Genomic DNA, 26,070 nt, shown 5'->3' with positions numbered 1-26,070 from the left:
GTTTTTTGATTACCGGATTGCTACTTTTGAGTTTGGAACAGAACTTTTCATACTGGGAACGCACAGCGTTTATAGATAATGCCGACGTAGTTATCATCGGCAGCGGCATCGTTGGCCTGAGCGCGGCTTTGCACCTCAAGACCCGCGAACCTAATTTAAAAGTTTTGGTACTGGAACGAGGCTTCCTGCCCAGCGGCGCAAGCACAAAAAACGCTGGTTTTGCCTGTTTCGGCACCGTTTCTGAGCAATTATCTGCATTAAAACACTCTACCGAAGAAGAGGTGGCGCGTTTGGCCAATTACAAATGGCGCGGCTTGCAACGCCTGCGGCAAAACCTGGGCGATACCAATATCGACTACCACCAGCACGGCGGCCACGAATTATTTATGCAGGGCGAAGAACAGTATGCCGATGAATGTATTGGCCAGATTGAATACCTCAATAATTTATTGAAGAACGCCATTGGCGGGCATGACATTTATTCAGTTGCCAATGAAAAAATTGCAGGTTTTGGCTTTAATAAGGTAAGCCGCATGATATATAACCCCTTTGAGGGGCAGATACATACCGGTAAAATGATGCGCACGCTGCTGAATAAAGTTTATCAAAAGGATGTACTGGTACTGAACGGCTGCGAAATCACGTGGGTTGGGCGGGAGGATAATCATATCCGACTGGAAACGTCAGCGGGTACCTTTAAGGCGGGTAAAGTAGTATTGGCAACCAATGCATTCGCCGGCCGACTTTTCCCCGAGTTGAATGTGGTTCCGGGCCGCGGGCAGGTGTTGGTAACAAAACCCATCCCGGGCTTAAAATTGCAGGGCACCTATCATTTCAACGAGGGGTATTATTATTTCCGCAATATCGATGGCCGGGTACTATTCGGCGGTGGCCGCAATCTTGATTTTGCTGCCGAAGAAACCGTCCAGTTTGGGCATACTGATGCCGTGAAGCAAAGCCTCATCCATTACCTGAATGAGGTTATCCTCCCCGGACAGAATGCAGAAATCGATTATTGGTGGAGCGGCATCATGGGTTTCGGTGAGGATATCAACCCTATCGTTAAACAAATAGAGCCGGGTATTTATTGCGCCGTGCGCTGCAACGGAATGGGTGTGGCCATGGGTAGTTTGGTGGGCGAAGAAGTGGCAGGTTTGGTTTTGGGCAGTTGAAATAGTTTTAGAGGTAAAAAATAAATCGTAGATTAGGGTATTAAATCGTTAGCCATGACATACGCAGTACATCCAATAACAGAAGCACAGGAAAAGGCGGTAAGAGCTGTTTTAGAAGCGATGCAAATACCTTTTGAGGAAGAACCCGATTTAAATAGGCCTTACGATGCTGAGTTTATGGCTAAAATTGATGAGAGCCGTAAGCAAGCAAGGGAAGGAAAAGGCACGATAATCAAAACAGAGGATTTGTGGAAGTAAGGTATATGGATAAGGCATTAGCCGACCTTACCTACTGGAAAAAGAGCGGCAATATCCAGGCTCAGAAAAAAATAACACAATTAATTCAGGCAATTCAGGAAAACCCATTCACGGGTATTGGCCAGCCCGAAGAATTAAAATATAATTGGGCCGGGTTATGGTCGAGGAGGATTAATTTGGAACACAGGGTTATTTACGAGGTGCTCGACGACTCGATAATCGTTCATTCGTTAAAGGGCCATTACTGAAGAATTCCTTAATATTTATTTTAACTCCTTTGCCGGCCGCAAGAGCTATATCGGCCAGTTCAATTCGCGCTATCATTGCAGGAGATGCGTTAATATATTCGGTTTCGTTTATTTTAATGTTTTTCATGTCAAAAGTTAAGATAAATCCTCAATCAAAACAACCCCACCAATCTTTCCAATGCCATTCCGCGTGAACCTTTTATCAGCACCGTCGCATTGCTAATCGGTTCTGCTTTAAAGCCTGCCATGGCATCCTCCGCCGTTAAATAAAAGCGTGTACTATCTTTATTTTCCAGTATCGAAGAAGCTGTGGTGAAATCCTTGCCAATGAATATCCGCTCGTTAACTTGGGCACCCATTGCTTTTTGCAATACAGAGGCGTGTTCGGCAGCGGCTTCATCGCCCATTTCGAACATATCCCCTAAAATCAGCACTTTATGGCCGCTCTGCATCTTATCCATATTTTCTATGGCTACAAACATGCTGCTGGGGTTGGCGTTATAGAAATCGCAAATGAGCGTGTTGTTTATGGTATGCAATATCTGTGAGCGGTTATTCTTTGGCTCATAACCGGCGATGCCCTCGCTTATTTCCTCCGGCGTTAGCCCGAACGTGGAACCTATAGCGATGGCCACTAAAATATTATCCAGGTTGTAGGCACCGGTTAAGTTGGTTGGCACCGTGTATGAGCCGCCCTCTAAATTATCTTTCCATTCTAAAACCAGCAATGGCGAACTATCCAGCAGCTTGCCGCTTACAATATTATCCGGATTATCGTTCTTGCCGTAATAAATTACGTTGCTTAAGCCGCGTTCTTCCTTCATCGCCAGCAAAACCGCATCATCGCTGTTAATAAATGCAACTGCGCGTTGCTTTTCAAAAGCTCCCCCTTCAGGGGGCTGGGGGGCTACCAGATAATCGTACATCTCCCCTTTCCCTTTTTTTACGCCTTCCACGCCGCCGAAACCCTCCAAATGCGCTTTACCCACATTGGTAATCAGGCCGTGCGTGGGTTGGGCAATGCTGCAAAGCAGCGCAATTTCGCGTTGGTGGTTGGCCCCCATCTCTATTACCGCCATTTCATGCTCTGCCGTAATTTTAAGCAGGGTTAACGGTACGCCTATGTGGTTATTCAGGTTCCCTTCGGTGGCCAGCGTATTGAAGCGTTGCGACAATACCGCGTTGATAAGCTCTTTAGTGGTGGTTTTGCCATTTGTGCCTGTAAGGCCTATCACCGGGATGCTAAATTGCCTGCGGTGATGCGCGGCCAGGCCTTGCAGGGCGGCTAGGCCATCTGCTACCAGGATGTATTTTTCGCCAAGGGCGTATGCGGGGTTATCGATAATGGCGTATGCGGCACCCGTTTCCAGGGCCTGCGTGGCAAAGGTATTGGCATCAAACTTATCGCCTTTAAGGGCAAAGAACAGGCTGCCCGGTGCAATTTTGCGCGTATCGGTACTGATAACCGGGTGCTGCAGGTAAAGTTGGTAGATGTCTTCTGTAGTGGCCATGGTTGCAATATTAATCCCAGATATCCGGGCGCTCAATATTATGGATTCTTAAGTACGAGAGCAAATTGCCCGCGTGTACGCTTTCGTGGTAAGCAATACGCAACAGGTAATCGCCCAGTTTGCGTCGTTGGTTCCTTTCCTCCCGGATGATTTCTACTTCGGCCAAATCCTGTGCAGAATAATTGCGCAGGCGCTGTATGAATTGCTCATGATACGCTACCGAAAATGCTATTTCATCGGCAATCGTGGTAAAAGGCCTGCCCTCCCAGGGCGAAACAAAATCCTCGCCTAAATTGCCGCCGTTTTGTACGATAATGCTGTAGATGTATTCCGATTCCAGCATATGGCGCACCATTTCGATAATCGACATGGCCTCCTCATCCGGCTTCCAGTGTATCACGTCGGTAGGTATGCTCTCCATCAGCATAACACTACGGCGGCGCACCTCTTCAGAATTTAGGATAATCAGTTCTGCAGCTGTCATGTTAATTGGTTTTGCCGGTTTAGCCAGGCAATTACCGCCCGTATCTCGCCATAGGAGTAATCTTCTCCTAAAACCTCTTTCAAGGGTGCAAGTCGCTCGTTGCCATATTTCTCAACGGCATCTTTTATTGCCGGTATCTTCTCTTCCTTAACAAAACTATGCACATCCAGTTCTCCGTTTTGTACAAAAACACCTAAATGGTTTTCGATGGTGTTTGGCGAGAGGCTGCGTAAGCGCGCAATATCAGCAGCCGACAAGCCCTGTTTAAAAAGCGCAAGCGATGCCCTTGCCGTTTCCGGAATTTGCTCTTTTTTGGGTTTACGCTCCCGCTTTGGTGTTTTTTGGCCGATGCGCGATTCGAGGCCCTTTTGTGCGCAGTACTGCGTAACCAAAGCCAAAAACTCCCGCCCATAGCGCGCCAGCTTGATATCGCCGAAGCCGGATATCAGCCGCAATTCTTCCAGCTTTTGGGGCAGGTAGGTGGCAATTTCAAGCAAGGTAGCATCGGATAGAATAATATAAGCCGGCAGGTTTTCCATTACGGCAATTTCCTGGCGTTTTTTGCGGAGGATGTCCAGCAATTGGGCCTCGAAATCCAGTGGAGCGGCCTCTTTCTCGTCGGTAGTTTGCGAGGAAATGAGTTCTACCTTTTGCAGTCCTTTTAATACCAACTCGCTTTTGGCGGTCAGCTTGAGCGAGGCGTAAGCATCGTCGGTAACACGGAGATAGCCCGTGGCAATCAGCTCGCGCAGGTAGCGCTGCCAGTCGGCCTTGCTGATGTCTGCGCCCGCGCCATAGGTTTTCAATTCTTTATGCTCGGTCCATATCTTTTCGGCGCGGGAACCACGCAGGAAATCGACGATATACGTTACCCCAAAACGCTCCTTCAGCCGCGTTACTGCTGATAGGGCCTTTTGCGCGATAAGCGTACCATCGAATTTCACGAACTCGCTCAGGCAATAATCGCAGGAGCCGCAATTATCGGGGAAGGCCTCATCGAAATACTGCATCAGATACTGGCGACGGCATGCATGCAGCTGGCAATAACCCACCATATCGTCCAGCTTTTTCAGCATGATGGCGCTTTGTTCGGCATTGTTTTCTACCGTGGCGAATTTTCGTAGTTTGATAGCATCGCCCGGCGAATAAAGCAGGAGCGCATCTGATGGAAGGCCGTCTCGACCAGCACGGCCGGTTTCCTGGTAGTAACCTTCGATGTTTTTGGGCAGATCCATGTGCACTACGTAGCGCACGTTCGATTTATTGATACCCATCCCGAAGGCGATTGTAGCCACGATAATTTTTACATCATCCCGAAGGAACGCTTCCTGATTTTTAGCTTTTTTTTCGTTGGTCAAACCCGCGTGATAGGCCTCGGCGGCGAAACCTTCGTCTTTTAAGTTATCGGCTAGTAACTCTGTTGATTTACGCGAAAGGCAGTAGATGATGCCCGAATCTTCCTTGCGTTGCCCTAAAAAATTGATAAGCTGGTTAAAGCTATTGTTCTTAGGATTAACCCGGTAGGTAATATTCTCGCGGTTGAACGAGGAGATAAACACTGCCGGTTTGTGCAGGTTAAGTTTATCGAGGATGTCTTTTTGGGTGAGTTTATCGGCAGTTGCCGTCAAAGCGATGACCGGTACGCCGGGGAACTCATTCTTCAATCCCGCCAGCATAAGGTATTCGGGCCGGAAATCATGTCCCCATTGCGATATGCAATGCGCTTCGTCGATAGCTATCTGCACCACGTCCAGCGTTTTCAGGAAGGTCATCAGGCGGGTATCCTTGCCGAACAGACGCTCGGGCGCAACATATAGCAAGCGCAGCTGGTTGTTTTTTAGCCGTATGGCGATATCCTTTTGCTCATCAGGGTCCTGGCTGGAGTTTAAGAACGCCGCCGGGATGCCGCTGAGATTGAGGCTATCTACCTGGTCCTTCATCAGGGCTATCAGCGGCGATATCACGATGGTTAGCCCATTCAGTAGCACCGCAGGCAGCTGGTAGCAAAGCGATTTGCCCCCACCGGTAGGCATCAGCACCATCACATCTTGTTTGTTGAGCACATGCTGTATAATGGCCTCCTGCGAATGCCTGAAATTGCTGTAGCCAAAATATTTCTGAAGGGCGTGTAATGGAGTCATGTTAGATGTGCAAATTTCAAATGGTTTAGAATGCGCAAATTACTGATTTTAAGAATAAAATGCTAAAAATATTAGAATTTTTGCTTTGTAACGGAACCTTTACTGTCCTAATCTGCACATTTGAAGTCTGCATATCTGCACATCAATTTTTTTCCTCATATTAGCCTTTGCATCATCCCAGATACATTTATGATAAAAAGATTACTCCTCGTTTTCGTTGCTGTAGCGTCTTTCACAACAGTATTTGCCCAAAGCATCCAATCGCCTGAGCAATTTTTAGGCTATAAGCTTGGCGAGCAGTTTACGCCGCATTACCGCATAGTAGAGTATTTTAAATACGTAGCCACAGCATCTAAAAGCGTAAAGCTGCAGCAATTCGGCACTACCAACGAGGGTAGGCCGCAGCTGGCTATGTTCATCGCATCTGACGAGAACATCGGCCGCCTGGAGGATATCCGTCATAATAACTTGAAACTGGCCGGCATAGAAAGCGGCAACGCCGACCTGCCCAACGCGCCGGTTATTTTATGGCTGAGCTTTAACGTACACGGTAACGAGCCGGCATCCAGCGAAGCCTCCATGTGGACCCTCTTTGATTTGGTTGACCCGGCAAGCACCCGTAACAAGGGCTGGCTTAAGAACACCCTGGTGGTGATAGACCCATGCCTAAACCCGGACGGTCGCGACCGCTACGTAAACTTTTATAATTCCGTAAAGGGTGCCAAACCCGACCCAACGCCTGGTGCGCGCGAGCACATCGAACCATGGCCAGGCGGCAGGGTAAACCATTACTATTTCGATTTGAACCGCGACTGGTCCTGGCAGGCCCAAAAAGAAACCCAGAACAGGGTTGGCCTTTATAACCAATGGCTGCCCGAAGTACATGTAGATTACCACGAACAAGGTTATAACGCGCCATATTACTTTGCACCGGCTGCCGAACCCTACCATAAAGATATTACCCAATGGCAGCGCGATTTCCAGGTAACGATAGGTAAAAACAACGCCAAAGATTTTGATAAGAACGGTTGGATGTATTTTACCAAGCAGGTATTCGATTTGCTGTACCCATCTTATGGGGACACCTACCCGCTGTATAATGGCTCGATAGGCATGACCTACGAGCAAGGCGGCATTGGTGCAGGCCTGGCGGTGGTTACCCGCAGCGGCGATACCTTAACGCTGGTGCAGCGTGTGGCGCACCACCACTCTACTGCGATCAGCACTATTCAAACCAGTTCCGATAACGCCACGAAGCTATTGTCGGAGTTTAAGAAATTCTACGATAACGCCAAGACCAACCCTCCGGGTGCGTATAAAACCTATGTAGTTAGGAACGATAATAACGAGAAGGTAGACCAGCTGGCCAAATTGCTGGCGCGTAACGGCATACAATACGGCTACGGCTTATCCACAAAAACGATTACCGGGTACGATTACTTTAGCGGTAAAACCGAGACCTACAACGTGGATGCCAACGACCTGGTGATAAACGCCTATCAACCTAAAGCCGTATTGTTAAACGTGCTGATGGAGCCCACTACTTTTATTGCCGATTCGGCCACTTATGATATTACCGCCTGGGCCTTGCCTTATGCTTACGGCCTGCGCGCTTATGGTTTAAAAGAATCTTTGAAACCGGCAACCGCAAGCTGGAACGTAGCTAAGCCTGCCGCTTTACAAAATACGCATGCATATGCCTATGTATCGTCGTGGGTGTCGATAGCAGACGTACGCTTTTTAGCGGCGATTATGAAGAAAGGCATCAAAGCCCGCTACTCCGAAACGCCGTTCGAGATTGCAGGCAAGAAATTCCCGGCCGGCTCGGTACTGGTGACCCGCGCAGGCAACGACCGCGCCGATTTTGACCAGATAGTTACGCAAACCGCCGCCGAACTGGGCCACGAGCTTACGCCGATATCCACCGGTTTTATGGATAAGGGTAACGACATTGGCTCCAGCGAGGTTCACTTCATCAAACAGCCACGTGTTGCGCTGATGGCCGGCGACGGCGTAAACTCCGAAGCGATGGGCGAGGTTTGGCATTTGTTTGAGCAGCAGATAGGTTACCCGATTAGCCTCATCAAATACGCAGACCTTGGCCGCAGTAAACTCTCTGATTTCGATGTGATGATTTTCCCGGATGGTCGTTACGATGGCTTCCCCTCGGATAAATTACTTGGATGGGTACGCGATGGCGGCCGTCTGATCGCGATGGAGAATGCCGCATCGCTACTGGCCGATAAAAAGGACTTCGGCATTAAGCTGAAGGAAGGGAAAAAAGACGATAAGAAAGATGCCGCGACGGTAAAAATTTATGCCAATCGCGAACGCGATGCGATATCTACCGGCATCCCCGGCGCGATATTCAAAATGAACCTGGATAATACGCATCCGCTCGGCTTCGGCTTGCCCAACTTTTACTACACCCTAAAAATGAATGATGATATTTACGAATTGCTTGGCGACGACGGCTGGAACGTTGGTACGATAAAGAAAGACGCCTATGTATCCGGTTTCGTGGGTGCGCAATCTAAACAACGTATTGCCAATGGCCTGTTGCTTGGCGTGCAAAGTATGGGCCGCGGCTCGGTAATCTTTATGGCCGATGACCCGCTGTTCCGCAGTTTCTGGGAAAATGGCAAGCTGCTGTTCAGCAACGCCGTGTTTATGGTGGGGCAGTAGATGCCCCCCAGCCACCTGAAGGGGGAGTTTTGAAAAGCTTAAAGCCCACATACACACGTTAAAAGTGTGTATGTGGGCTTTGTTTATTTATAATAGACTTATTTAATATCCAAACTGCGTAATGCCGGCCACTTGGTAACCAGCTTTTTGGCGAGATTTTGAAAGGGGATTTCCACCAATTTATATGCTGCAAAGCTTAGTGCGTATGCCGCGATAATGGCCGTTAGCATAATTACAGCCGCGCTGCCGGGGAACTTGTTGCCAATCAATCCGCAAAGCGTAATCAGCAATGGCATGTGCAGCAGGTAGAAACTATAGGAGGTGTCGCCCATAAAATTGAACAGCGGTATTTGCAGGGCATTGGCAATCCTCGTCCGCGCCAAAGCAATCATCATGATGACGGCGCCGCCTATTGCGTTGGTATAATCGCGCCAGAAATAGGCAAATGGATTGGTGGCATCGCCCCAGGGCTTATAAAACTCGAAGCTGATGTTGTAGCAGAATATCGCCAATAATAAGAGCATCAGCACCCATGCCGTACTTAAGGCCCGAATGCGGCTTTGAAGTTCATCCTTATATTTAGCGCAGAGTACGCCGACGTAAAACACCCCCAGAAAGCCGTTTGCGTGGTTGTAAATCAGCGCCAGCACCAATAAAAAGAATAACAGATTGAATAGCAGGTTGCCGCGCGATACCACCATGATAAAGAAAGGCAGCAGTAAGGACATCTTCATCTCTACCACCAAACTCCAAATTACAGGGTCTATCAGGTCGGCATCGAAGTTGGGGCCTATCAGCAAGAAGGTTTTGATGATTTCCTGGCGGTGCGTGGCATCCCATGGCCAGCCCCAAAAGCTGCGTATCCAATCAGAGAAACCGGCCACGCCCTCAGGCCGGAATGCATATGTTTTTAAGATAACAGCAAACAATATAGCCAACACATACGCCGGGTATATCCTGAAAATGCGTTTTAGGTAAAACTCTGTGAGTTTTAAGGGCTTATTGGAATTGATGAAAGGCAAGCTCAAAACGAAGCCGCTCAGCACAAAAAAGAACATCACGGCCGCCCGGCCATTCAGCAGGATACCCAAGGGGCTTTGCTTTACAACCATAACCCAGGCACCGGCAGGATTCAGCATCAAAAAGCAATGCGATATAAAAACGCATAATGCGGCGAGGCCGCGCAGGCTATCTAATTGTTTGTAGCGTATGGGTTTCGGTTGCGAGGTGCTTGCGTTGGGCATGTTGTATTGTTAGGTGCTGCAATATCAACATTTAGAACACAACAAAAAAACCAGGAGACAGCGCAGCCCCTGTCGCTTGCGCCAGAGCTTCAGCGGCGCAGCAAAGCATAAACCTTTGATGACCCCGCTTTACCGGCGAAGGCGGTATAAGGGGCTGTATGCCTGCAAAACCTCTAAACCACGCCAAAAGTGTTCACGCTGGCGCGCGTGAACGCCGTGAGCATTATCAAGATGCTTGTAATCAGCTAATTAAAAATAATGAAATGGTGTCAATATCGTGCCACCACCGCGCATATTGCTATCTGTTATATTAATGGCGATTTTCCCGGTTACGAAATAAAAGCCCCCTATCTGAAGAATCCCTTCGGATAGGGGGCCTGGGAGGTTTTTTAATTCGACCCTTTCACCCTGTTGCTTTCGTCATCGGCACCGGTGCGGTGCTGGCGGCTTTTAATAGCACTGTTGCCAAAGTTATAGGTGAGCGTAAGGCGCATTACCCGGGTATCGTTCCGTTGCTTTATATCAAAGTTATTGTTTACGATGTGGCTGCTCAAATCGTTGCGGCGCAGGAAGAAGATATCGTCGCAGGCCAGTTTCACGTTCAGCTTTTTGGCAGCAAACGAATGGCTTACACCAGCATCGATAGAGTAACGTGCTTTTATCTTATAAATGCCATAAGTTAACGGCGAACGGTAATCGCCCAGCACCTCGAAACGGTAAGCACCGAAGGTAAATGTCTGCGTCAATTTACCCTGTGCGGCAAATTGCCCGTCGTTAAAGTTCACTATCGAGGTAGAGTCGGTATTGAAGCCCAGGTAAAAGGCGTTTACGTTGATGTTGCCGGTCCACCATTTGGCAATGGTGAAAGGCGTGTTCACATTGATATTGTAGCTTTTCTGGGTTTTTAAGTTCTGGTGCGTTTCGAACGATTTGTTGCCCTGCGTCAGTATCAGTTCAGTAATTACATCGGTAGTAAGGCTATAACCGAGGCTTACGTTCAAGTCGTGGTTGTAGGTGTAATTCAACTCGAAGTTTTGGGTGTATTGCGGGTTTAAGAACGCGTTGCCCTGGCTGTAGGTGTATGGATCCAGGTAATAGATAAAGGGGTTAAGGTCATCATAGCCGGGGCGATCTATGCGGCGGCTGTACGAAAAATTCAGTTCGTTTTTATCGTTCAGCGTTTGATTGATGAATACGCTTGGGAAGAAATTGAGGTAGCTGCGGTTTACCGGACTGCTGCCTATGAGATTACCGTTAGATTTTGTTTGCTCTGCGCGTAAACCCAACTGTATAGATGTTTTCTTGAATTGCTTGTTCAGGTTGATGTAGCCTGCGTTTATTTTCTCGTCGTAAATGAAGCGGTTGGTGCGGTTTGCGTCGTTTATCAGCACGCCATTGCTTACAATCTGGGCCTGCAGGTCGTTATCTGTTTTTACGCTGCTGAATTTTGCGCCGGTTTCCAGCTTGATGGTTTTAGTGATGGGTTTGGTATAATCGAACTTGCCTGTATATATAGATATAGTAGAAGGTGTTTGGTTGCGCAATATCTGCGGCGCATGTTGGGTGCTGCCATCGGGCAAAAAGTAATCGGTATGGTAATCGGCGTTGGAGTTGTTCCGGAATTTCGAATAATCGAGGTCGAAACTGATTTCCTGCCCGGCGGTGTCTATCTTATAGCGGTCGTTTAAATTAAGCGCAAAGTTTTTATAGGATTGTTTTACAAGCGATGTAGTATGCAGTGATGAATCGGCCACGCCAAATTGTTTGCCAATAATGGTAGAGTTGTTGTTATCGTCGCGGCCGGTGTTAGCGTATCCGTTCAAAACGAAACCGATGGTGTGTTTTGGTGTAAGGTCGTAGTCGGCACCCAATCGGTAATTGTTATAGTGGTTTACACCAGGCATCGAGGACAGCTGGTTAAAGTAGGTTTTGTTACCCGCGTCGTCGGTAATTACACGGTTGATAGATAAATCGTGCCCGCGTTTGATATCACCCCGGCCAAAAGAGCCGAATACGTTTAAATCGCCCTCTTTATGGTTTAAATTCAGGTTGGTGCTTTCGCGCCAGTACTTGCCGCGCGCTACTGCTGCGGTGAGGCTACCGTTGGTACCCGATTGAGTGTTCTTTTTCAGTTTGATATTGATGATGCCCGAGTTGCCGGCTGCATCGTATTTAGCCGACGGATTGGTGATGATCTCGATCGATTTAATGGTACTGCCGTCGGTAGACCTCAAGAGCGTAGCCAATTGAGCTGCCGTAAGGTAGGTAAGCTTATCGTTTATCATCACGGTTACACCTTCTTTCCCTTTAAGGCTGATGTTGTCGTCTTTATCCAGGGATACGCCGGGCGCGCGGGCCAGTATTTCCAAGGCGGTGTTGCCTGCGGCCAGTACGCTGTTCTCTACGTTCATAACGGTGCGGTCTATCTTGCGCTCTATCAAGGGCTTTGTGCCGCTTATGGTAACCGTTTGCAGGTTACGGCTGTTTGCCTGCATTTTTATGGTCGGCACAGCAACTGTTTGTTGATTACCGTTTGCTTCAATGGCGGCGCTGTAGGCCTTGGTGTAGCCCAGGTTGGTTACGGCTACGATATAGTTACCGGCGGCTATATGGTCGAAAACGTAAGTGCCTGCATCCGTACTCAGGGTGCCTTTTACAACGGAAGAGTCTGTTGCGCGCAGTAGGGTTACGGTAGCATAATCTACAGGCTTGCCCTGTTCGTTCAGCAAGGAGCCGGTGATGGTAAGCGTTTGCGGCGCGGCTATTTTGGGCTGGGCATATGCCGTTGCGCATGACAACACACATATTAATATATATAGGCGGCGGGTGATGGTTTTCATAGGGTGTAAAAATTTAGCAATAGGAATCCCGTGGGGGCGTGGCCCTCAATTTTTTTTTGTTTAGTAAGTAAATGGAGTTTAGTACCGTGCTATCAAATGGCAGCAGGGGTTTGGTTGGCGATTATATGGCTGTTTTGCATGGGTGTCTGTTTAATCCGGCCGATTGTATTAACGGCCGGGGCCTTGTTTATGGGTTAGATGCAAAAACAGTGGCGAAGGTTACATGCTTTTTTCACTTTTTAGTATGGGAAACAGCATTTGAGGCGTTTCGGGGCCGATTAGGAAGCGGTAGTCAGTAGGCTTTTGGGGCTGTGCCTTAATGGATTGTGCCGCCTTTTTGGCGGGCAGAAGAGTAGCCACTAAGGGGTGTTTTAGGATGCAAAAAGGCAATATAAGCCCGCTGAACAGCAGCAGGCTTATATACTTGATAATGGGTTTCATTATTCGCCGGTGTTTGCGCTATCGATAGGTATCGCAATTTTTTTGCTTTGGGGCAAAACCAGGGTATCAACTTTGCATTGTAAGCCGTTGTCGGTCATAATAAATTTAGCCGATGGCGCATTCTCCTGTTTGTTATCGCGCTTACAATCGTAAATATTAATGCCCCCTATATAGTTGCTCATGTCCTCATCTATAACCAGTTTAGAATTTAACGGCACTTTTAAAGTAAGACGTAACTCCTGGTCGCGGTATTTATCAATGCGCTTGTCAAAATGGCGATTAAACTTTAGTACATTACCTTCCTGCACAAATTGATAACTGATAGCGCGTGCGTTTGCTAAAGCGTCAACTTCATCAAAGCCACGGGCGCTAAATGTTTCAACTAAAACGGGTTTAGGGACATCACTTTTTTCGATGGACATATAAATGTTCCTACCCGGCATATCCATATTGTCGTCGTTATCATTATCGAGTATAACACGGTCGCTAAACTTGCCTTTAATATCCAATCGCAGGCTGTCATCGCTTGTAAGGTATTTAATATCATTTAGCTTTAGGTAGTAGGTGCTGTCTGCTTGTGGCTGAATGCTAATTGTTTGATTAAAACTTTCGCCTTCTCTAAAATTGGCCGCCGCTTTCGACGTATAGTATATTACGATGCTGATTGAGATTACCCAAACCATTAATAGGGCTGTACCGGTGGTGCGGCCGATAGCATTGCTTTTGAAAACAGTATTGATGATAACCAATATTATCGTGAGCAGCGGCAAAGCCATAGTAAGGAATCCGCAGATAAAGAACACCATATTTGCTTCGCGGTTTACAATGTTGAAAGGGAATACATGCATTAAGAAAGCATTGCCGTAAACAACATAGGTAATAATGGCAATTACCAGCCCAATCATGGCCGCAAAGCAGCTTACTAAAATGGCTATGGCAATCACCTTAAACAGTAATTTGGCAGTGCCGCCCACAAAAGTGCCGAAGTGGGTGAATACATCGCCGGCAAAATCGCGGGTTTTGTAAGCGAGGGGCTTAGCTTCGTGCTTTAGGGTGTGCAGGTTGCCTTTTACGCCACTAAGTTCTTGCTCAAAGTTTTGTTTAAAGCCTTGCAGGTCCAGCCGCTGGCCTTTCATGGCCATACGATCTGCACGGGTAACGGCCTTAGGCACAACTATCCACAGTATTATATATAGCAGCAGGCCAATGCCGCCGGGGGCGCACAGTAAAACAAAGCCAAGCCTTACCCAAATGGCATCAATATCGAAGTAATTGGATATGCCTGCTGCTACGCCTCCCACCAGGTGGTCATCTGCATCGCGAAAAAGGCGGCGGTTCTCGGTGGCGTATGCGAACGCCGGGCCGGCTACCTCGCCGTTTTCCTCGGCCTCGAAATCTTCTACCGAACCCATTTGCTGTACAACGGCATCTACATCCTGCGCAACTACAACCTGCTTGCTTTCGCGCTGCAAAATATCGTTGAACATTTCGGCGATGCGGTTTTCTATATCGGTGGTGATTTCCAGGCTGTCGGCCGAGTTCATAAAGTGGCGCGTTACGGCCGACATATACGTTTTTAGTATCTCGTAGGCATCTTCCTCTATATGGAAAACCATGCCGTTTATGTTGATGATGATAGTTTTATTCATGATGGTGGTGATTAAAGGGTGGTGATTAATTTTTCCTCTCGCCTATGGCGGTTTGCACGGCGAAGGCCAGTTCCTGCCAAGTGCTGTCGAGCTGTTCCAGAACTTTACGGCCCTCATCGCTAAGCACATAGTACTTGCGGGGCGGCCCCGAGGTAGACTCTACCCAGTTGTAGGATAGCAGGCCATTGTTTTTTAATCGGGTTAGCAGGGGGTATAAAGTACCCTCAACTACGAGCAGCCGGGCCTTCTTCAGCTCGGCAATTATGTCCGATGCGTATATCTCGCCCTTTGCTATAACGGAAAGTATGCAATACTCCAGTATGCCTTTCCTCATTTGGGTTTGGGTGTTCTCAACAATCATAATGCAAAGATATATGTTTTGGAATGTATTATGCAATACATAGTACTGGAATTATTTAACTTTATTTAACTTTTTAACTTTTTTTAACAAAACCACCCTTTTTTTTACATTTTATTTGATTTATTGGTAGCGTAACACTACTTTTATGATTAATTAACTATTAACTGATCTTATTATTAACAAACATGAAAAAACTTCTACTAGTAAGTTTGTGTTTCCTGATGTTATGCGTAACGCAGGTTTATGCACAAAATCGTACAGTTTCCGGTACGGTTGTGGCCAAGGATGATGGTCTTCCGATCCCAGGCGCAACGGTGAAAGTGAAAGGTACTTCTACAGGTACCCAAACCACAACAACCGGTAAATTCACCCTATCGGTTCCGGCCGGTTCTACCCTGGTGGTATCTTTCCTTGGCTACAAACCCTACGAGGTTAAAGTTGGCTCCAGCGACGTAATCAACGTTTCGCTTGAATCTTCTTTTACTGATATAGGCGAGGTTGTGGTAACGGGCAGCTTAGGTGTTAAGCGTGCAGCCAAAGAGCTTGGTTACGCTACAACACGTGTAAGCGGCAAGGATATCAACCAAACAAACGTTACCAACTTCGCAAACGGTTTAACAGCAAAGGTTGCTGGTTTGGCCGTTCAGTCAGTTGATAACAGCATCGACCCAAGCATCCGTATCACGCTGCGTGGTAACCGTTCATTAAGCGGTAACAACACTGCGCTGATCGTATTGGATGGTGTACCAATCCCAAGCGGTACAATTTCATCTATCAACCCGGATGATATCGCTGAAACCCAGATACTGAAAGGTGCTGGTGCTGCTGCGATCTACGGTTCTGAGGCATCTAACGGTGCGATCATCATTACCACCAAACGTGGTACAGGCGATGGCAAACCGCAAATTACTTACGGTAACTCGTTCCAGTTTAAAACTGTAGGTTTCTTCCCTGAGTTGCAACGTACTTACGGCCCTTACGGCGGTGAGCCTGCTCCTTACCTGGATCCTATCACCGGTTTCTCTTTGTACACCCCATACGAGAACCAATTATACGGACCTGCTTTTGATGGTAGCGAAGTTGTTGTTGGTTACCCTGCCGGCGGCCCTAACGGACCAGTATTGAAAGCTAAATACAGCGCATTGGCACAAAACCCTATCACCTCTTTCTTCAACAGGGGTATGGTTGAGCAAAACCAGGTTGCATTGCAACAGGGCGATGCTAAAAACTCGTTCTACTTCTCGGCTCAGAATGTTATAGATAAAGGTGTTGTTCCAAAAGATAAAAGCACCCGTACATCTGCCAGCGTAAGAGGCGCACGTACATTCGGTATATTCAAAGTAGATTACTCTGTTTCTTATACCCGTACAAGCATCAGCACTTACGGTACAGGCTACAACGGTGCAATCCTTTACACCACAGTAATGCAATGGCCCGCGTTCCTGGATATCAAACAATTCCAGGATTCAAACAACGGTACATTCTCTAACCCAAGCGATTTTTACGATGCTTACGCGATCAACCCATACTGGATCACTGATAACTCAAGGCAAAACAGGCAGAAAGATGTATTCCTGTCTAACTTAAAAATGACTTTGTCTCCAACCAAATGGTTAGACCTGGGTTACAACGTTTCTCAAAACTTTGGTAACTACCAAAGCCGCTTTACCAGCAAGCAAGTAAACTTTACGCCATACTCTTTAACTGACCCTTACGGTGCAGGTAGCGTACAGGCAAGCTTCTCTACCGGCCTTGTGCAAGGTAGGGTGCAAGACTTTAACCAATTTGGCGACGGTACTGGTGCCGGCGATGGTTATGCAAGGTTACAGGGCGATGCGACAGCAAACTTCCACTACAACTTCTTTAAAGATTTGAAGACCACTTTGTTAGTAGGTAACACTATTTATCAACGTAGCTTAAATAACATTATAGCGGGTAGCAATACACTGTTGATACAGGATTACTATAACATCAACACCGTATCGGGTTTCCCAACTGCGGGCACAGGCATTGCTAAAATACGCCAGATAGCTTACTTTGCAGATTTGAACATCGGTTACAAAGATTACCTGTTCTTAGAAGGTACTTTAAGGAACGACCACGATTCGCGTTTACCTGAGGTTAACCGTTCATTCTGGTACCCATCCGGTAAAATCTCGTTCATCCCTACTGAAGCCTTGTCTTTCTTAAAAGGCAACCGTACTTTCAACTATGCTAAGTTTTACTTATCAGTAAGTCGTGTAGGTAACATTTCTATCCCTCCTTACTTCCTGTTAAATACAGTGGGTGTAACCGGTGGTTTCCCTTACGGTACGTTGGGTGGCTTAAGCTTAGGCGGCACCAACTTCAGCCCAACGCTTAAACCAGAAATCATCAATGAAATTGAGGTAGGTACTGAGCTTTCGTTCCTGGATAGCCGTATCAACGTTCGTGCTACTTACTACAAACAAAACAGTAAGAACCAAACCTTAAACGTAGGTACTTCCGGCGCAACCGGCTTTACAAACGCCGTATTGAACGCTGGTGAAATCCAATCGAGCGGTGAGGAGTTTGAGGTAGCAGGTATCATCTTGTCAAACCCTAAAGGTTTCGGCTGGGATGTGAAAACAAACGTTTCTATCAACGATTCTAAAGTTATATCGCTTATCCCTGGTATTAACCAGTTAGATCTAGGCGGCGGTATATTCGCAGTAGTTGGCCAGCCGTTCCCTGTTTACAAAGGTACCGATATGAACCGCGACCCTAACGGCAACGTTATCGTGAGCGCTACTACGGGTTTACCTTCATTGAACAGCACGCAGCAAAACTTTGGCCGTACCAGTCCTAAATACATCTGGGGCGTTACCAACAACTTCAGCTACAAATTCGTTAGCCTGAGCGCAACCGCAGAGTACCGCGGTGGTAACATCATCTATAACTCTGTAGGTGGTACATTAAACTTTGCCGGTTCTTCGTTGATCTCTACACTTGCCGGCCGTCAAAGATTCGTTTACCCGGGTTCTGTTATCAACACAGGTACCGCTGCAGCCCCTGTTTACACGCCAAACACCAACGTTACCGTACAAGATGGTAACTACGGTTTCTGGCAGAGCTCTGCTTACAACACGGCTAACCAGCCACGTGTTTCGAGCGCAGCGTTCTGGAAATTACGCGAAATCAACCTTAACTTTAATTTAACACAGTTTGTTAAGAACACCAGGTACATCAAAGGCTTAAACCTTTCTTTCACCGGCAGGAACTTATTCTTGTGGAAACCTAAAAACAACCCTTGGAGCGATCCTGAGTTTGCTGATACTGCAGGTAATGCTATTGGTACAACAAGTGCTAACCAGGTTCCGGGCCAAAGGATTTATGGTGCAGATCTTAGAGTAACCTTTTAATTCTTTTAATTAAAACGACGATGAAAAAATATACATTAATCATATCAGCTTTTTTTGCAACGGGTGTTATCTTTTCCGGTTGTAAGAAAGACTTCCTGAGCCTGGAGGTGAACCCGAATACGCCTTCAGTATCAACGCCGCAGTTTGCACTGTCTGGTGCCGAAAAAGTAGCAGCAGATATCGTAAACACGAGTTACAACGTACAAGGTGTTTGGGGCGGTATCTGGAGCCCAAGCGGTAACTACGTGCCAAGCCCTGCATTGCAGCAGTACCAGTTTACCAATGGTGATTTCCAGGTGTTTACTCCACTGTTCCAAAATGCTACCAACTTTGATAACCTGGAGAAAATTGCTGTAGCAAGCCCTTCTTTAGCTTATTTCCAGGCCATTGCCAAAATCATGAAAGCTTACGATTTTGAGCAACTGGTAGATGTTTACAACGATGTGCCTTACACACAGGCATTCAACGCATCGGTTTACCTTTTCCCTAAATACGATAAGGGTAAAGATATCTACGACGATTTGGCCAAGCAACTAGTTGCTTCTATCGCCCTTATCAATGCAAATGCAGGCGCAACTAATCCAGGTGTATCAGACATCATTTTTGGTGGCGACATGACCAAATGGAAAAAGTTTGCTAACACCCTGCTGCTTCGTTTAGCTGTACGCCAAAGCAATGTAGGCGATGGTGGAACTGCAAAACCGTTATTGGCTTCTGTAGCTGCTGAAGGTTATATCGACGAATCTTTCTCCGCAAAAGCCAACCCTGGTTACACAGGTGCAGGCGTTCAGGGCCAACAAAGCCCGTTCTGGAGAGTTTACGGTAGCGATTTGAGCGGCAACCAAACCGGTAACAACCTTTACTACCGTGCAAACCAGTTTTCGGTAAATTTGCTGAACGCATATACCGACCCACGTGTGTCACGGTTTTATACACCTATCCCAAGCGGCTTAGAAGGCAAACCGGGTACTGTTAAAGGTATTATATTAGGCGACCCTGATGCAGTAGCAAACGCTGGTACCAGTTCTATTGGCGCAGGCTTGTTAAAATCAGCATCGATGGATGCAAACCTGTTGTCATCTTCTGAGTCGTTATTTTTACAGGCAGAAGCTGTTCAGCGCGGTTGGATTACCGGTGATGCAAAGGCACTATATGAAGCTGGTATACATGCATCATTCGTAATAACCGGTGCAACTTTGTTGAAAACACCGTATGAACCAGCAGTTCCTGCAGACAACACCACTACGCCAGTTACGCCGGCTAAACCAGCTGTACCAGCTACGTACTATACTACGCAGGAATCGTACTTGCTTTATATTGCTCAGGCAGTACCTAACACAGGTTGGGCTGCGTCGACTGACAAATTACAAGCTATTTCTACCCAAAAGTATATATCGTTAAACGGCTATGCTAATCTGGAAGCTTTCTCTGAATACAAAAGGACCGGCTTTCCGCTTGGCTTAACTCGTTCAATCGACTCAAAAGCTATAGGTACCACTATTCCTAACAGGATTTTCTTCCCGGCATCAGAGTATGCCCAGAATGCGGACGCGGTAGGCGCAGAAGGCGTTATCGATCCGTTTACGTCGAAAATATTCTGGATGAAATAATTGTTATTACGTTATACTGGATATAGTATTTAAAAAATAAAACGATTAAGATGAAAAAGACATTAATAAGAAATTATTCCATGCTGCTGGGCTTAACGGCGATGCTGGGCTTTAGCTCGTGCCTTAAGGATAGCAACTATGTGGACTTTGCCGGAGTAGGTACTACGGTTGAGATTCCATTGAGTGGTACATCGAACTTTTCAAAAGGTTCGTTAACCGAATCTACGGACGAGATTGTTAAACAATTTGCGGTGAACGTGGCTTCTCCAAAACCGCTATCTACAGACCTTACGGTTACTATCGCAGTTGACGACGCCGCGCGTGTTGCTTACAACGCCGCACAAACAGCTGTAGCATTCGATCCGTTCCCTGCTGGTTCTTACGTAATCGATAAAACAAGCATCGTGGTACCGGCTAACACCCGTACCCAGGTGGTAACTGTTACTTTCGATAAAACCAAATTGGATCCTGCGAAAAGCTACCTGTTACCTATAAGCATTACCGATGCTGGTGGCCAAACAATCAACAAAAACTACCACACCAAGTATTACTCGATTATCGGTAACGACTTTGCTGGTGCGTACGATTGGCATTACGAAAGAAGGAACAATGCAGATGGCTCCGGTGCTCCTGTAGGCGGTTCTTTCGATGATGAGGTTACTATATTCCCGGTAACACCAAGGATTTTTGAAGTAACCAGCGGTTATTACGTGGCTACCGAAAGGTACCAGGTTACTTTCGAGAAACCAGATGCTACCCACTACAAAAACTTCACTATTAAGTTTAACCCTGATGACCTTGCTAACATATTTACTGTTAACGGTATCACAGTTACTCAACAGCCGGTAGTTTTTGTACCTGGTTACGATGCTACAAAATCATACACCTACGCAGAAGCGCTTGGTTTATTAACCTTCCAGTACGTGGTAATGAACACTACCCCGGCTTACAGGTATAACATCGATAAATACACACACAAATAGTAGCGATATTATTTTGGTAATGAACGGCCCCGGATATCCCGGGGCCGTTTTTCGTTTTACGAAATGTTGATAGAATATTTCGGGAATGCTTAAACTCTTTACGATATTTGTGGTCTAAGCCTTACATTGCCTTATCGTTTGAAACAAAATTTAACCCAAATCTTACATCTATGAAGAATGCCCTCTTTTCTTTTGCGTTGCTTTTAGCAGTAAATTTTTCTTTCGCGCAAACTGTTTCCGTACAAGGCACAGTGGTTGATGCAGCCGGTAAGCCTGTGCCCCTTGCCTTTGTGCGCGACGCTTTGCACCCTTACGCTACTTATACAGATGCCGATGGTTCCTATACCTTAAAAGCCGACCCGGCTTCGAAGCTTATCGCTACAGCTAAGGGTTATGGCACTGGTAATGCCCCCGTAAAAGAGGGTGGCGTTAATATTACGCTGCCTGCTGGCGATGGCGGCGGGGCAGCCACTACGGGCGGCGGCATCTTCAGCGTACGCAGCGATGCACAAACAGTTACCACATTAGGAAGCTTTAGGGCTACCGCCGAAGTACAGGGCAACCGTTTCCTGGGCGAAGATTGGATGCACGGGTTTGCAATTGGTAAAGACGGCGGTGTAATACAAGATCCCGGCTTGCTGTTTAACTACGATATGATGGGCGGCGATATTTTTTACACATCCGACCAAAAAACATTCGTATCGGTAGATCGGTCCACTGTTAAAACAATTTCGCTTTTTGACGATAAGGCTGTGCGTACCACATTGGCCTACGTGCCGGAGATAGATAATGCGCATTACGTAAAGGTGATTGCCGACGGCCCTAAATACAAAATATATAAGCAAATCATCATCCGGTACATGAAAGCCACGTACCAAACCAACGGAATGACGTCTACCGGAAATAAGTATGACGAGTACCAGCCCACCTATTTTTACTTTTTAGTAAAAGCAGATGGAGCGCCTGTAAAATTTACGCCTAAAAAGAAGGCGTTTAAAGAGTTATTTGCAGCAGATGCCGATAAGCTGGATAAATACACATCATCCGCCAAAGGCGATATCGACGATGCGTACCTTGTAGGCCTTGGCGAAGCTTTGAATCAATAACACAACCGAAATATTGAAGAGGGCTTGCTAATGGCGAGCCCTTTTCTATTTCTTAGCAACGCTGTACGCTCCGGGGCCAATAAAGAATAGCCCGGCAAATACGATGGCATCTTCTATGGCATGCGAAGCATCACCCCAATCGCCGCCTTTGCCAAAATGCGAAAGTGCTGCAACAATTAAGTTGATAACCAGCAACAGGCATACAGGCCGGAATGCCAACCCTAATATTACCAGCAACCCGCCAAGGGTTTCTACCACGGCGGCCAGCAGGCCCCACACCATGGGCAAAAACGTTATGCCGATGTATTTAGTAGAACTGCCCAGACCGATCCAGGCTTCTTTACCACCCATAAGTTTTGGATAGCCGTGGTAAATGAACATTGCCCCCAGCCCAACACGGATGATGAGCAAACCGAAATCTTTATACTTGTTTAAACTGCTTAAATAAGCCATAATGCAATTGTTTTAGTTTAATAACTTAAGGTAAGGCCATCTTGTTTTACAGATAATGCTGCTTGTTGCCCTAATATGATGCTGCAATTGTTGGGAATGTGCCCTGCCGGGAAATCGAAACATACAGGGTAGTCATATTCGCCCACCACATCCATCACCATCTCGGGTATAGTTTGGCCAAAGGGGATGTCGTTATCCTTCATGTCGGTAAAGCCGCCCACTATTAACCCGGCCAGGTTGCTGAGTTTGCCGGCGCGTTTCAAGCATCGAAGCATACGGTCTATCGAGTATAGATATTCACCCACATCCTCTATGAACAGTATTTTGCCGCTGTAGTCCATATCGCTTACCGAGCCGTTCAATGCCACCAGGAGGGATAGGTTGCCGCCGATTACGATGCCATTGGCGCTGCCGAAGCGGTTTGAAGCGTTGGTAGGTACTGCGTAGTAAAGCTCTTCACCAAACAGGGCCATGCGAAGCGTTTTTAACGAATAGGCAGATGCATCAGGTATGTTCAATGGCATTTGGCCGTGTATGCAGGCAATTTGGTAATTGCCAATGATATGCGCATGCAGCAGTGTGATATCGCTAAAGCCCACTATCCACTTAGGGTTGGTGGCCATGCGGCTAAAATCAACCATATCAATCATGCGGATGGTGCCGTAGCCGCCCCGGGCTGCGATGATAGCCTTAATACTGTCATCATCAATAAACCGCTGCATATCTTTCGCCCTCTGTCGGTCGTCGCCGGCAAACTGGTTGTAGGATGCGGTTACAGTTTCGCCCAGTACTACCTCCAGCCCCCAATCCGTAAGCAGCCTTATTGCATCTACCATGGGCGTAGGTAGCTTTTTGGCCGGGCAAGTAATCGCCACCCTATCGCCTTTTTTTAAGTACAGGGGTGTTTTGAAGTCCGAATGTCCGAAAGTCCGCATAAGTCCGGAAAATTTAGTTTTAATATTCAAGGCTCACCACCCCGGTCTTTCGGCCTTACGGACTTTCCGTCGTTCCCGAATTCTGACTTAAAAGATTTATCTTTGCAAATTAATAAACATCCCCGCTTAATGTCGCAACTTAATCAATATAAAAGATACACTATCACTTCGGCACTGCCCTATGCTAACGGGCCTTTGCATATTGGCCACCTGGCAGGGGCCTACCTGCCGGCAGATATTTTTGTGCGCTACTTGCGGTTGATGAAAAAGGACGTGGTGTACATTTGCGGCTCGGATGAGCATGGCGCGGCCATTACTATTAAAGCCAAAAAGGAAGGCACCACGCCCCAGGCCATCATTGATAAATACCACAAGCAGATAAAAGATAGTTTTGAGGAGTTCGGCATTGCATTTGATATATATCACCGCACTTCATCCGCCATCCATCACGACCTTTCGCAGGAGTTTTTTCTGAACTTGTACGAGAAAGGCGAGTTTATAGAAAAATTCTCTGAGCAGTATTACGACGAAGATTTCGACCAGTTTTTGGCCGATCGCTACATTACCGGTACCTGCCCCGTTTGCAGTTACGATAAGGCCTACGGCGACCAATGCGAGAATTGCGGCACCTCGCTCAACCCTACCGACCTTATAGACCCGATATCTACCCTGAGCAACAAACGCCCGGTATTGAAGCCTACCAAGCACTGGTATCTGCCGCTTGATAAATACCAGCCCTGGCTTGAGAAATGGATAGACGAGAAAGAGGGCGAGTGGAAAGTTAACGTTTTCGGCCAATGCCGCTCGTGGCTGAAATCGGGCCTGCAGCCCCGCTCTATGACACGCGACCTGGATTGGGGCATAGACGTTCCGCTGGAGGAAGCCAAAGGCAAAAAACTTTACGTGTGGATGGATGCGCCGATAGGTTACATCTCGGCTACAAAACAATGGGCCATTGATAACGGAAAGGACTGGCAACAGTATTGGAAAAAACAAAATAATGACGAGGATGATGCCTGCCTGCTGCACTTTATAGGCAAGGATAACATCGTGTTCCATTGCATCATATTCCCGGCGATATTGAAGGCCCATGGCGATTATATTTTGCCGCAGAACGTGCCCGCCAACGAGTTTTTGAATTTGGAAGGCGATAAGCTGTCCACCTCGCGTAACCACGCCGTTTGGCTGCACGAATATCTGGAGGAATTCCCCGGTAAACAGGATGAGCTACGCTATGTGCTTACCTCCATCCTTCCCGAAACCAGCGATAGCGAGTTCACATGGAAAGATTACCAGGCCCGCGTAAACAATGAGCTGGTGGCCATATTGGGCAACTACATTAACCGTATCATGGTGCTGATGCACAAATACTACGATGGTAAGGTAGAGAGCAGCAACGAAGTCATAAAGCTTACTGATGCCAAAATAGATGCCGAGCTTGGTGGTTATTACGACGAACTGGGCAAAAATCTGGAGAGTTACCGTTTCCGCGCGGCCATGCAGAACGTAATGGATATGGCCCGCATGGGCAACCGCTATTTAACCGAGCAAGAGCCATGGAAAACGATTAAAGCCGACCCCGATGCGGCCAAAGTAGCCCTGCATAATAACTTGATTTTGGTTGGCCATATTGCTACCTGCCTGCAACCCTTTTTACCGGCTACCGCCAGCAAGATATTCGGCATGCTGAATATTGCGCCCGTAAGCTTCGATCAGGAGATGGAATTTGCCAACGGGCACCAATTAAACCCCGCTGCGTTACTTTTTGCCAAGGTAGAGGATGAAGCGATGGATGCACAGATACAAAAGCTGGCTGATAAGAAACAAGCCGCAGTAGTTAAAGTTGCCCCGCCGGTAATACCCGCTAAACCGAACATCAATTTCGATAGTTTTGCCACGATGGACATCCGTACCGGCACTATCTTAACCGCCGAAAAAGTAGCCAAAACCAAAAAGCTGCTGAAGCTAACTATAGATACCGGAATAGATCAACGCACGGTAGTATCGGGCATTGCCGAGCATTACGAGCCGGATGCCATTATTGGCAAGCAGGTGAGCATGCTGGTGAACCTGGAGCCGCGTGAGATAAAAGGAATACTATCGCAAGGGATGATACTGATGGCCGAAGATGCCGATGGCAAGCTAAGCTTTGTAGCCCCAACAGATGCTATGCCCAACGGTTCGGTAGTGCGGTAGAGCTGTAGATTGGAAATTTCGGATGTGCAAATGATTTTGACAAAACCAATCAAAATTCGCACCTTTGCACTTCTTATAATTTGCATATCTGCACATTCGCATATTTGCACATTTGAAAGGTCCCGTAGTTCAACGGATAGAATAGGAGTTTCCTAAACTCTAGATATGAGTTCGATTCTCGTCGGGACCACCTAGAAGTCAAAAGCCTTTAGATTAAAATCTGAGGGCTTTTTTTGTGTGCGCCCGGCACGGGCGCAAGCTATAGGGTGAGAGTCCCGAACGCGCCTTGATAGTGGGAAGCGTTAACCAAAAGCAAGGGTGTCGTGGGTGACTGCGAATCTGAAGGAAGCTGGCGGTAAATCTCTGGCCTGAC

At 47.1% G+C, this 26,070-nt stretch carries 19 protein-coding genes and 1 tRNA gene; 10 read left to right on the top strand and 10 right to left on the bottom strand.

The features are described from left to right. The first annotated feature begins 32 nt into the window (after positions 1-32). The 3 genes from AC1DYT_RS12480 to AC1DYT_RS12470 are packed head-to-tail and all read left to right on the top strand — an operon-like array spanning position 33 to position 1,678. Positions 33-1,172, top strand: a complete 1,140-nt coding sequence (locus AC1DYT_RS12480; RefSeq protein ID WP_477469935.1) for an NAD(P)/FAD-dependent oxidoreductase — start codon at positions 33-35, stop codon at positions 1,170-1,172. A gap of 54 nt (positions 1,173-1,226) precedes the next feature. Then, positions 1,227-1,430 carry a DUF2683 family protein gene (locus AC1DYT_RS12475; RefSeq protein WP_477469934.1) on the top strand — a complete coding sequence of 68 codons (204 nt, stop codon included), beginning with the start codon at positions 1,227-1,229 and terminating at the stop codon, positions 1,428-1,430. Positions 1,431-1,435: 5 nt separating this feature from the next. Next, entirely contained in the window at positions 1,436-1,678 is a 243-nt protein-coding gene (locus tag AC1DYT_RS12470; protein WP_477469933.1) for a Txe/YoeB family addiction module toxin, read from the top strand. A gap of 152 nt (positions 1,679-1,830) precedes the next feature. Here AC1DYT_RS12470 and AC1DYT_RS12465 read toward each other — a convergent pair whose 3' ends face one another. Genes AC1DYT_RS12465 through recQ form a run of 3 tightly spaced genes read right to left on the bottom strand, consistent with a single transcriptional unit; the run spans position 1,831 to position 5,814 of the window. Continuing rightward, positions 1,831-3,189 carry a UDP-N-acetylmuramoyl-tripeptide--D-alanyl-D-alanine ligase gene (locus AC1DYT_RS12465; RefSeq protein WP_477469932.1) on the bottom strand — a complete coding sequence of 453 codons (1,359 nt, stop codon included), beginning with the start codon at positions 3,187-3,189 and terminating at the stop codon, positions 1,831-1,833. Positions 3,190-3,199: 10 nt separating this feature from the next. Then, complete coding sequence (locus tag AC1DYT_RS12460) at positions 3,200-3,673, bottom strand: DinB family protein (protein WP_477469931.1); 474 nt, start codon at positions 3,671-3,673, stop codon at positions 3,200-3,202. Further along, positions 3,670-5,814 (bottom strand): DNA helicase RecQ, encoded by a 2,145-nt coding sequence (gene recQ, locus AC1DYT_RS12455; protein WP_477469930.1) that lies wholly within the window; start codon positions 5,812-5,814, stop codon positions 3,670-3,672. Before recQ ends, AC1DYT_RS12460 begins: the two co-directional genes overlap by 4 nt. Positions 5,815-6,003: 189 nt before the next feature. Between recQ and AC1DYT_RS12450 the strand changes: the two genes are divergently transcribed. Beyond that, positions 6,004-8,499 carry a M14 family zinc carboxypeptidase gene (locus AC1DYT_RS12450; RefSeq protein WP_477469929.1) on the top strand — a complete coding sequence of 832 codons (2,496 nt, stop codon included), beginning with the start codon at positions 6,004-6,006 and terminating at the stop codon, positions 8,497-8,499. A gap of 98 nt (positions 8,500-8,597) precedes the next feature. Here the strand turns inward: AC1DYT_RS12450 and AC1DYT_RS12445 are convergent, their stop codons facing one another. The 5 genes from AC1DYT_RS12445 to AC1DYT_RS12425 all read right to left on the bottom strand — a co-directional run bounded on the left by AC1DYT_RS12445 (position 8,598) and on the right by AC1DYT_RS12425 (position 15,034). Beyond that, positions 8,598-9,743 (bottom strand): acyltransferase family protein, encoded by a 1,146-nt coding sequence (locus AC1DYT_RS12445; protein WP_477469928.1) that lies wholly within the window; start codon positions 9,741-9,743, stop codon positions 8,598-8,600. Positions 9,744-10,132: 389 nt separating this feature from the next. Continuing rightward, entirely contained in the window at positions 10,133-12,583 is a 2,451-nt protein-coding gene (locus AC1DYT_RS12440; RefSeq protein ID WP_477469927.1) for a TonB-dependent receptor domain-containing protein, read from the bottom strand. A 219-nt stretch (positions 12,584-12,802) separates the two neighbouring features. Beyond that, on the bottom strand, positions 12,803-13,024 hold the full coding sequence (locus AC1DYT_RS12435) for a hypothetical protein (protein WP_477469926.1): 222 nt from the start codon (positions 13,022-13,024) through the stop codon (positions 12,803-12,805). Beyond that, positions 13,024-14,673 carry a PspC domain-containing protein gene (locus tag AC1DYT_RS12430; RefSeq protein WP_477469925.1) on the bottom strand — a complete coding sequence of 550 codons (1,650 nt, stop codon included), beginning with the start codon at positions 14,671-14,673 and terminating at the stop codon, positions 13,024-13,026. Before AC1DYT_RS12430 ends, AC1DYT_RS12435 begins: the two co-directional genes overlap by 1 nt. Positions 14,674-14,698: 25 nt before the next feature. Further along, positions 14,699-15,034: a PadR family transcriptional regulator gene (locus AC1DYT_RS12425; RefSeq protein ID WP_477457705.1), complete on the bottom strand. Its 336-nt coding sequence runs from the start codon at positions 15,032-15,034 to the stop codon at positions 14,699-14,701. Positions 15,035-15,219: 185 nt separating this feature from the next. Between AC1DYT_RS12425 and AC1DYT_RS12420 the strand changes: the two genes are divergently transcribed. The 4 genes from AC1DYT_RS12420 (at position 15,220) to AC1DYT_RS12405 (ending at position 22,113) form a co-directional block, all read left to right on the top strand. Continuing rightward, entirely contained in the window at positions 15,220-18,414 is a 3,195-nt protein-coding gene (locus AC1DYT_RS12420; RefSeq protein ID WP_477469924.1) for a SusC/RagA family TonB-linked outer membrane protein, read from the top strand. Between the two features lie 20 nt (positions 18,415-18,434). After that, on the top strand, positions 18,435-20,024 hold the full coding sequence (locus AC1DYT_RS12415; protein ID WP_477469923.1) for a SusD/RagB family nutrient-binding outer membrane lipoprotein: 1,590 nt from the start codon (positions 18,435-18,437) through the stop codon (positions 20,022-20,024). Between the two features lie 50 nt (positions 20,025-20,074). After that, positions 20,075-21,007, top strand: a complete 933-nt coding sequence (locus tag AC1DYT_RS12410) for a DUF1735 domain-containing protein (RefSeq protein WP_477469922.1) — start codon at positions 20,075-20,077, stop codon at positions 21,005-21,007. Positions 21,008-21,177: 170 nt separating this feature from the next. Then, entirely contained in the window at positions 21,178-22,113 is a 936-nt protein-coding gene (locus AC1DYT_RS12405; protein ID WP_477469921.1) for a carboxypeptidase-like regulatory domain-containing protein, read from the top strand. Positions 22,114-22,158: 45 nt separating this feature from the next. Here AC1DYT_RS12405 and AC1DYT_RS12400 read toward each other — a convergent pair whose 3' ends face one another. Continuing rightward, positions 22,159-22,566: a DoxX family protein gene (locus AC1DYT_RS12400; protein WP_477469920.1), complete on the bottom strand. Its 408-nt coding sequence runs from the start codon at positions 22,564-22,566 to the stop codon at positions 22,159-22,161. 17 nt (positions 22,567-22,583) lie between these two features. Beyond that, positions 22,584-23,501, bottom strand: coding sequence for a S66 peptidase family protein (locus AC1DYT_RS12395; protein WP_477469919.1), 918 nt, complete (start codon positions 23,499-23,501; stop codon positions 22,584-22,586). Positions 23,502-23,630: 129 nt separating this feature from the next. Between AC1DYT_RS12395 and metG the strand changes: the two genes are divergently transcribed. Beyond that, positions 23,631-25,697 carry a methionine--tRNA ligase gene (metG, locus tag AC1DYT_RS12390; protein WP_477469918.1) on the top strand — a complete coding sequence of 689 codons (2,067 nt, stop codon included), beginning with the start codon at positions 23,631-23,633 and terminating at the stop codon, positions 25,695-25,697. Between the two features lie 118 nt (positions 25,698-25,815). Beyond that, positions 25,816-25,887: transfer RNA gene (locus AC1DYT_RS12385), tRNA-Arg, on the top strand. Positions 25,888-26,070: the final 183 nt, after the last annotated feature.

It is taken from the genome of Mucilaginibacter sp. P1_D10 (assembly GCF_056406215.1).
This window is presented reverse-complemented; position numbering and strand designations above follow the sequence as displayed.

Bases quoted from the DNA above. Each gene is read 5' to 3' on its own strand.
- AC1DYT_RS12435 (WP_477469926.1), bottom strand. From the start codon at position 13,024: ATGAAACCCATTATCAAGTATATAAGCCTGCTGCTGTTCAGCGGGCTT.
- AC1DYT_RS12395 (WP_477469919.1), bottom strand. From the start codon at position 23,501: ATGCGGACTTTCGGACATTCGGACTTCAAAACACCCCTGTACTTAAAA.
- AC1DYT_RS12465 (WP_477469932.1), bottom strand. From the start codon at position 3,189: ATGGCCACTACAGAAGACATCTACCAACTTTACCTGCAGCACCCGGTT.
- AC1DYT_RS12415 (WP_477469923.1), top strand. From the start codon at position 18,435: ATGAAAAAATATACATTAATCATATCAGCTTTTTTTGCAACGGGTGTT.
- AC1DYT_RS12425 (WP_477457705.1), bottom strand. From the start codon at position 15,034: ATGATTGTTGAGAACACCCAAACCCAAATGAGGAAAGGCATACTGGAG.
- AC1DYT_RS12445 (WP_477469928.1), bottom strand. From the start codon at position 9,743: ATGCCCAACGCAAGCACCTCGCAACCGAAACCCATACGCTACAAACAA.
- AC1DYT_RS12460 (WP_477469931.1), bottom strand. From the start codon at position 3,673: ATGACAGCTGCAGAACTGATTATCCTAAATTCTGAAGAGGTGCGCCGC.
- AC1DYT_RS12405 (WP_477469921.1), top strand. From the start codon at position 21,178: ATGAAGAATGCCCTCTTTTCTTTTGCGTTGCTTTTAGCAGTAAATTTT.
- recQ (WP_477469930.1), bottom strand. From the start codon at position 5,814: ATGACTCCATTACACGCCCTTCAGAAATATTTTGGCTACAGCAATTTC.
- AC1DYT_RS12440 (WP_477469927.1), bottom strand. From the start codon at position 12,583: ATGAAAACCATCACCCGCCGCCTATATATATTAATATGTGTGTTGTCA.
- AC1DYT_RS12420 (WP_477469924.1), top strand. From the start codon at position 15,220: ATGAAAAAACTTCTACTAGTAAGTTTGTGTTTCCTGATGTTATGCGTA.
- AC1DYT_RS12475 (WP_477469934.1), top strand. From the start codon at position 1,227: ATGACATACGCAGTACATCCAATAACAGAAGCACAGGAAAAGGCGGTA.
- AC1DYT_RS12410 (WP_477469922.1), top strand. From the start codon at position 20,075: ATGAAAAAGACATTAATAAGAAATTATTCCATGCTGCTGGGCTTAACG.
- AC1DYT_RS12400 (WP_477469920.1), bottom strand. From the start codon at position 22,566: ATGGCTTATTTAAGCAGTTTAAACAAGTATAAAGATTTCGGTTTGCTC.
- AC1DYT_RS12470 (WP_477469933.1), top strand. From the start codon at position 1,436: ATGGATAAGGCATTAGCCGACCTTACCTACTGGAAAAAGAGCGGCAAT.
- AC1DYT_RS12450 (WP_477469929.1), top strand. From the start codon at position 6,004: ATGATAAAAAGATTACTCCTCGTTTTCGTTGCTGTAGCGTCTTTCACA.
- AC1DYT_RS12430 (WP_477469925.1), bottom strand. From the start codon at position 14,673: ATGAATAAAACTATCATCATCAACATAAACGGCATGGTTTTCCATATA.
- metG (WP_477469918.1), top strand. From the start codon at position 23,631: ATGTCGCAACTTAATCAATATAAAAGATACACTATCACTTCGGCACTG.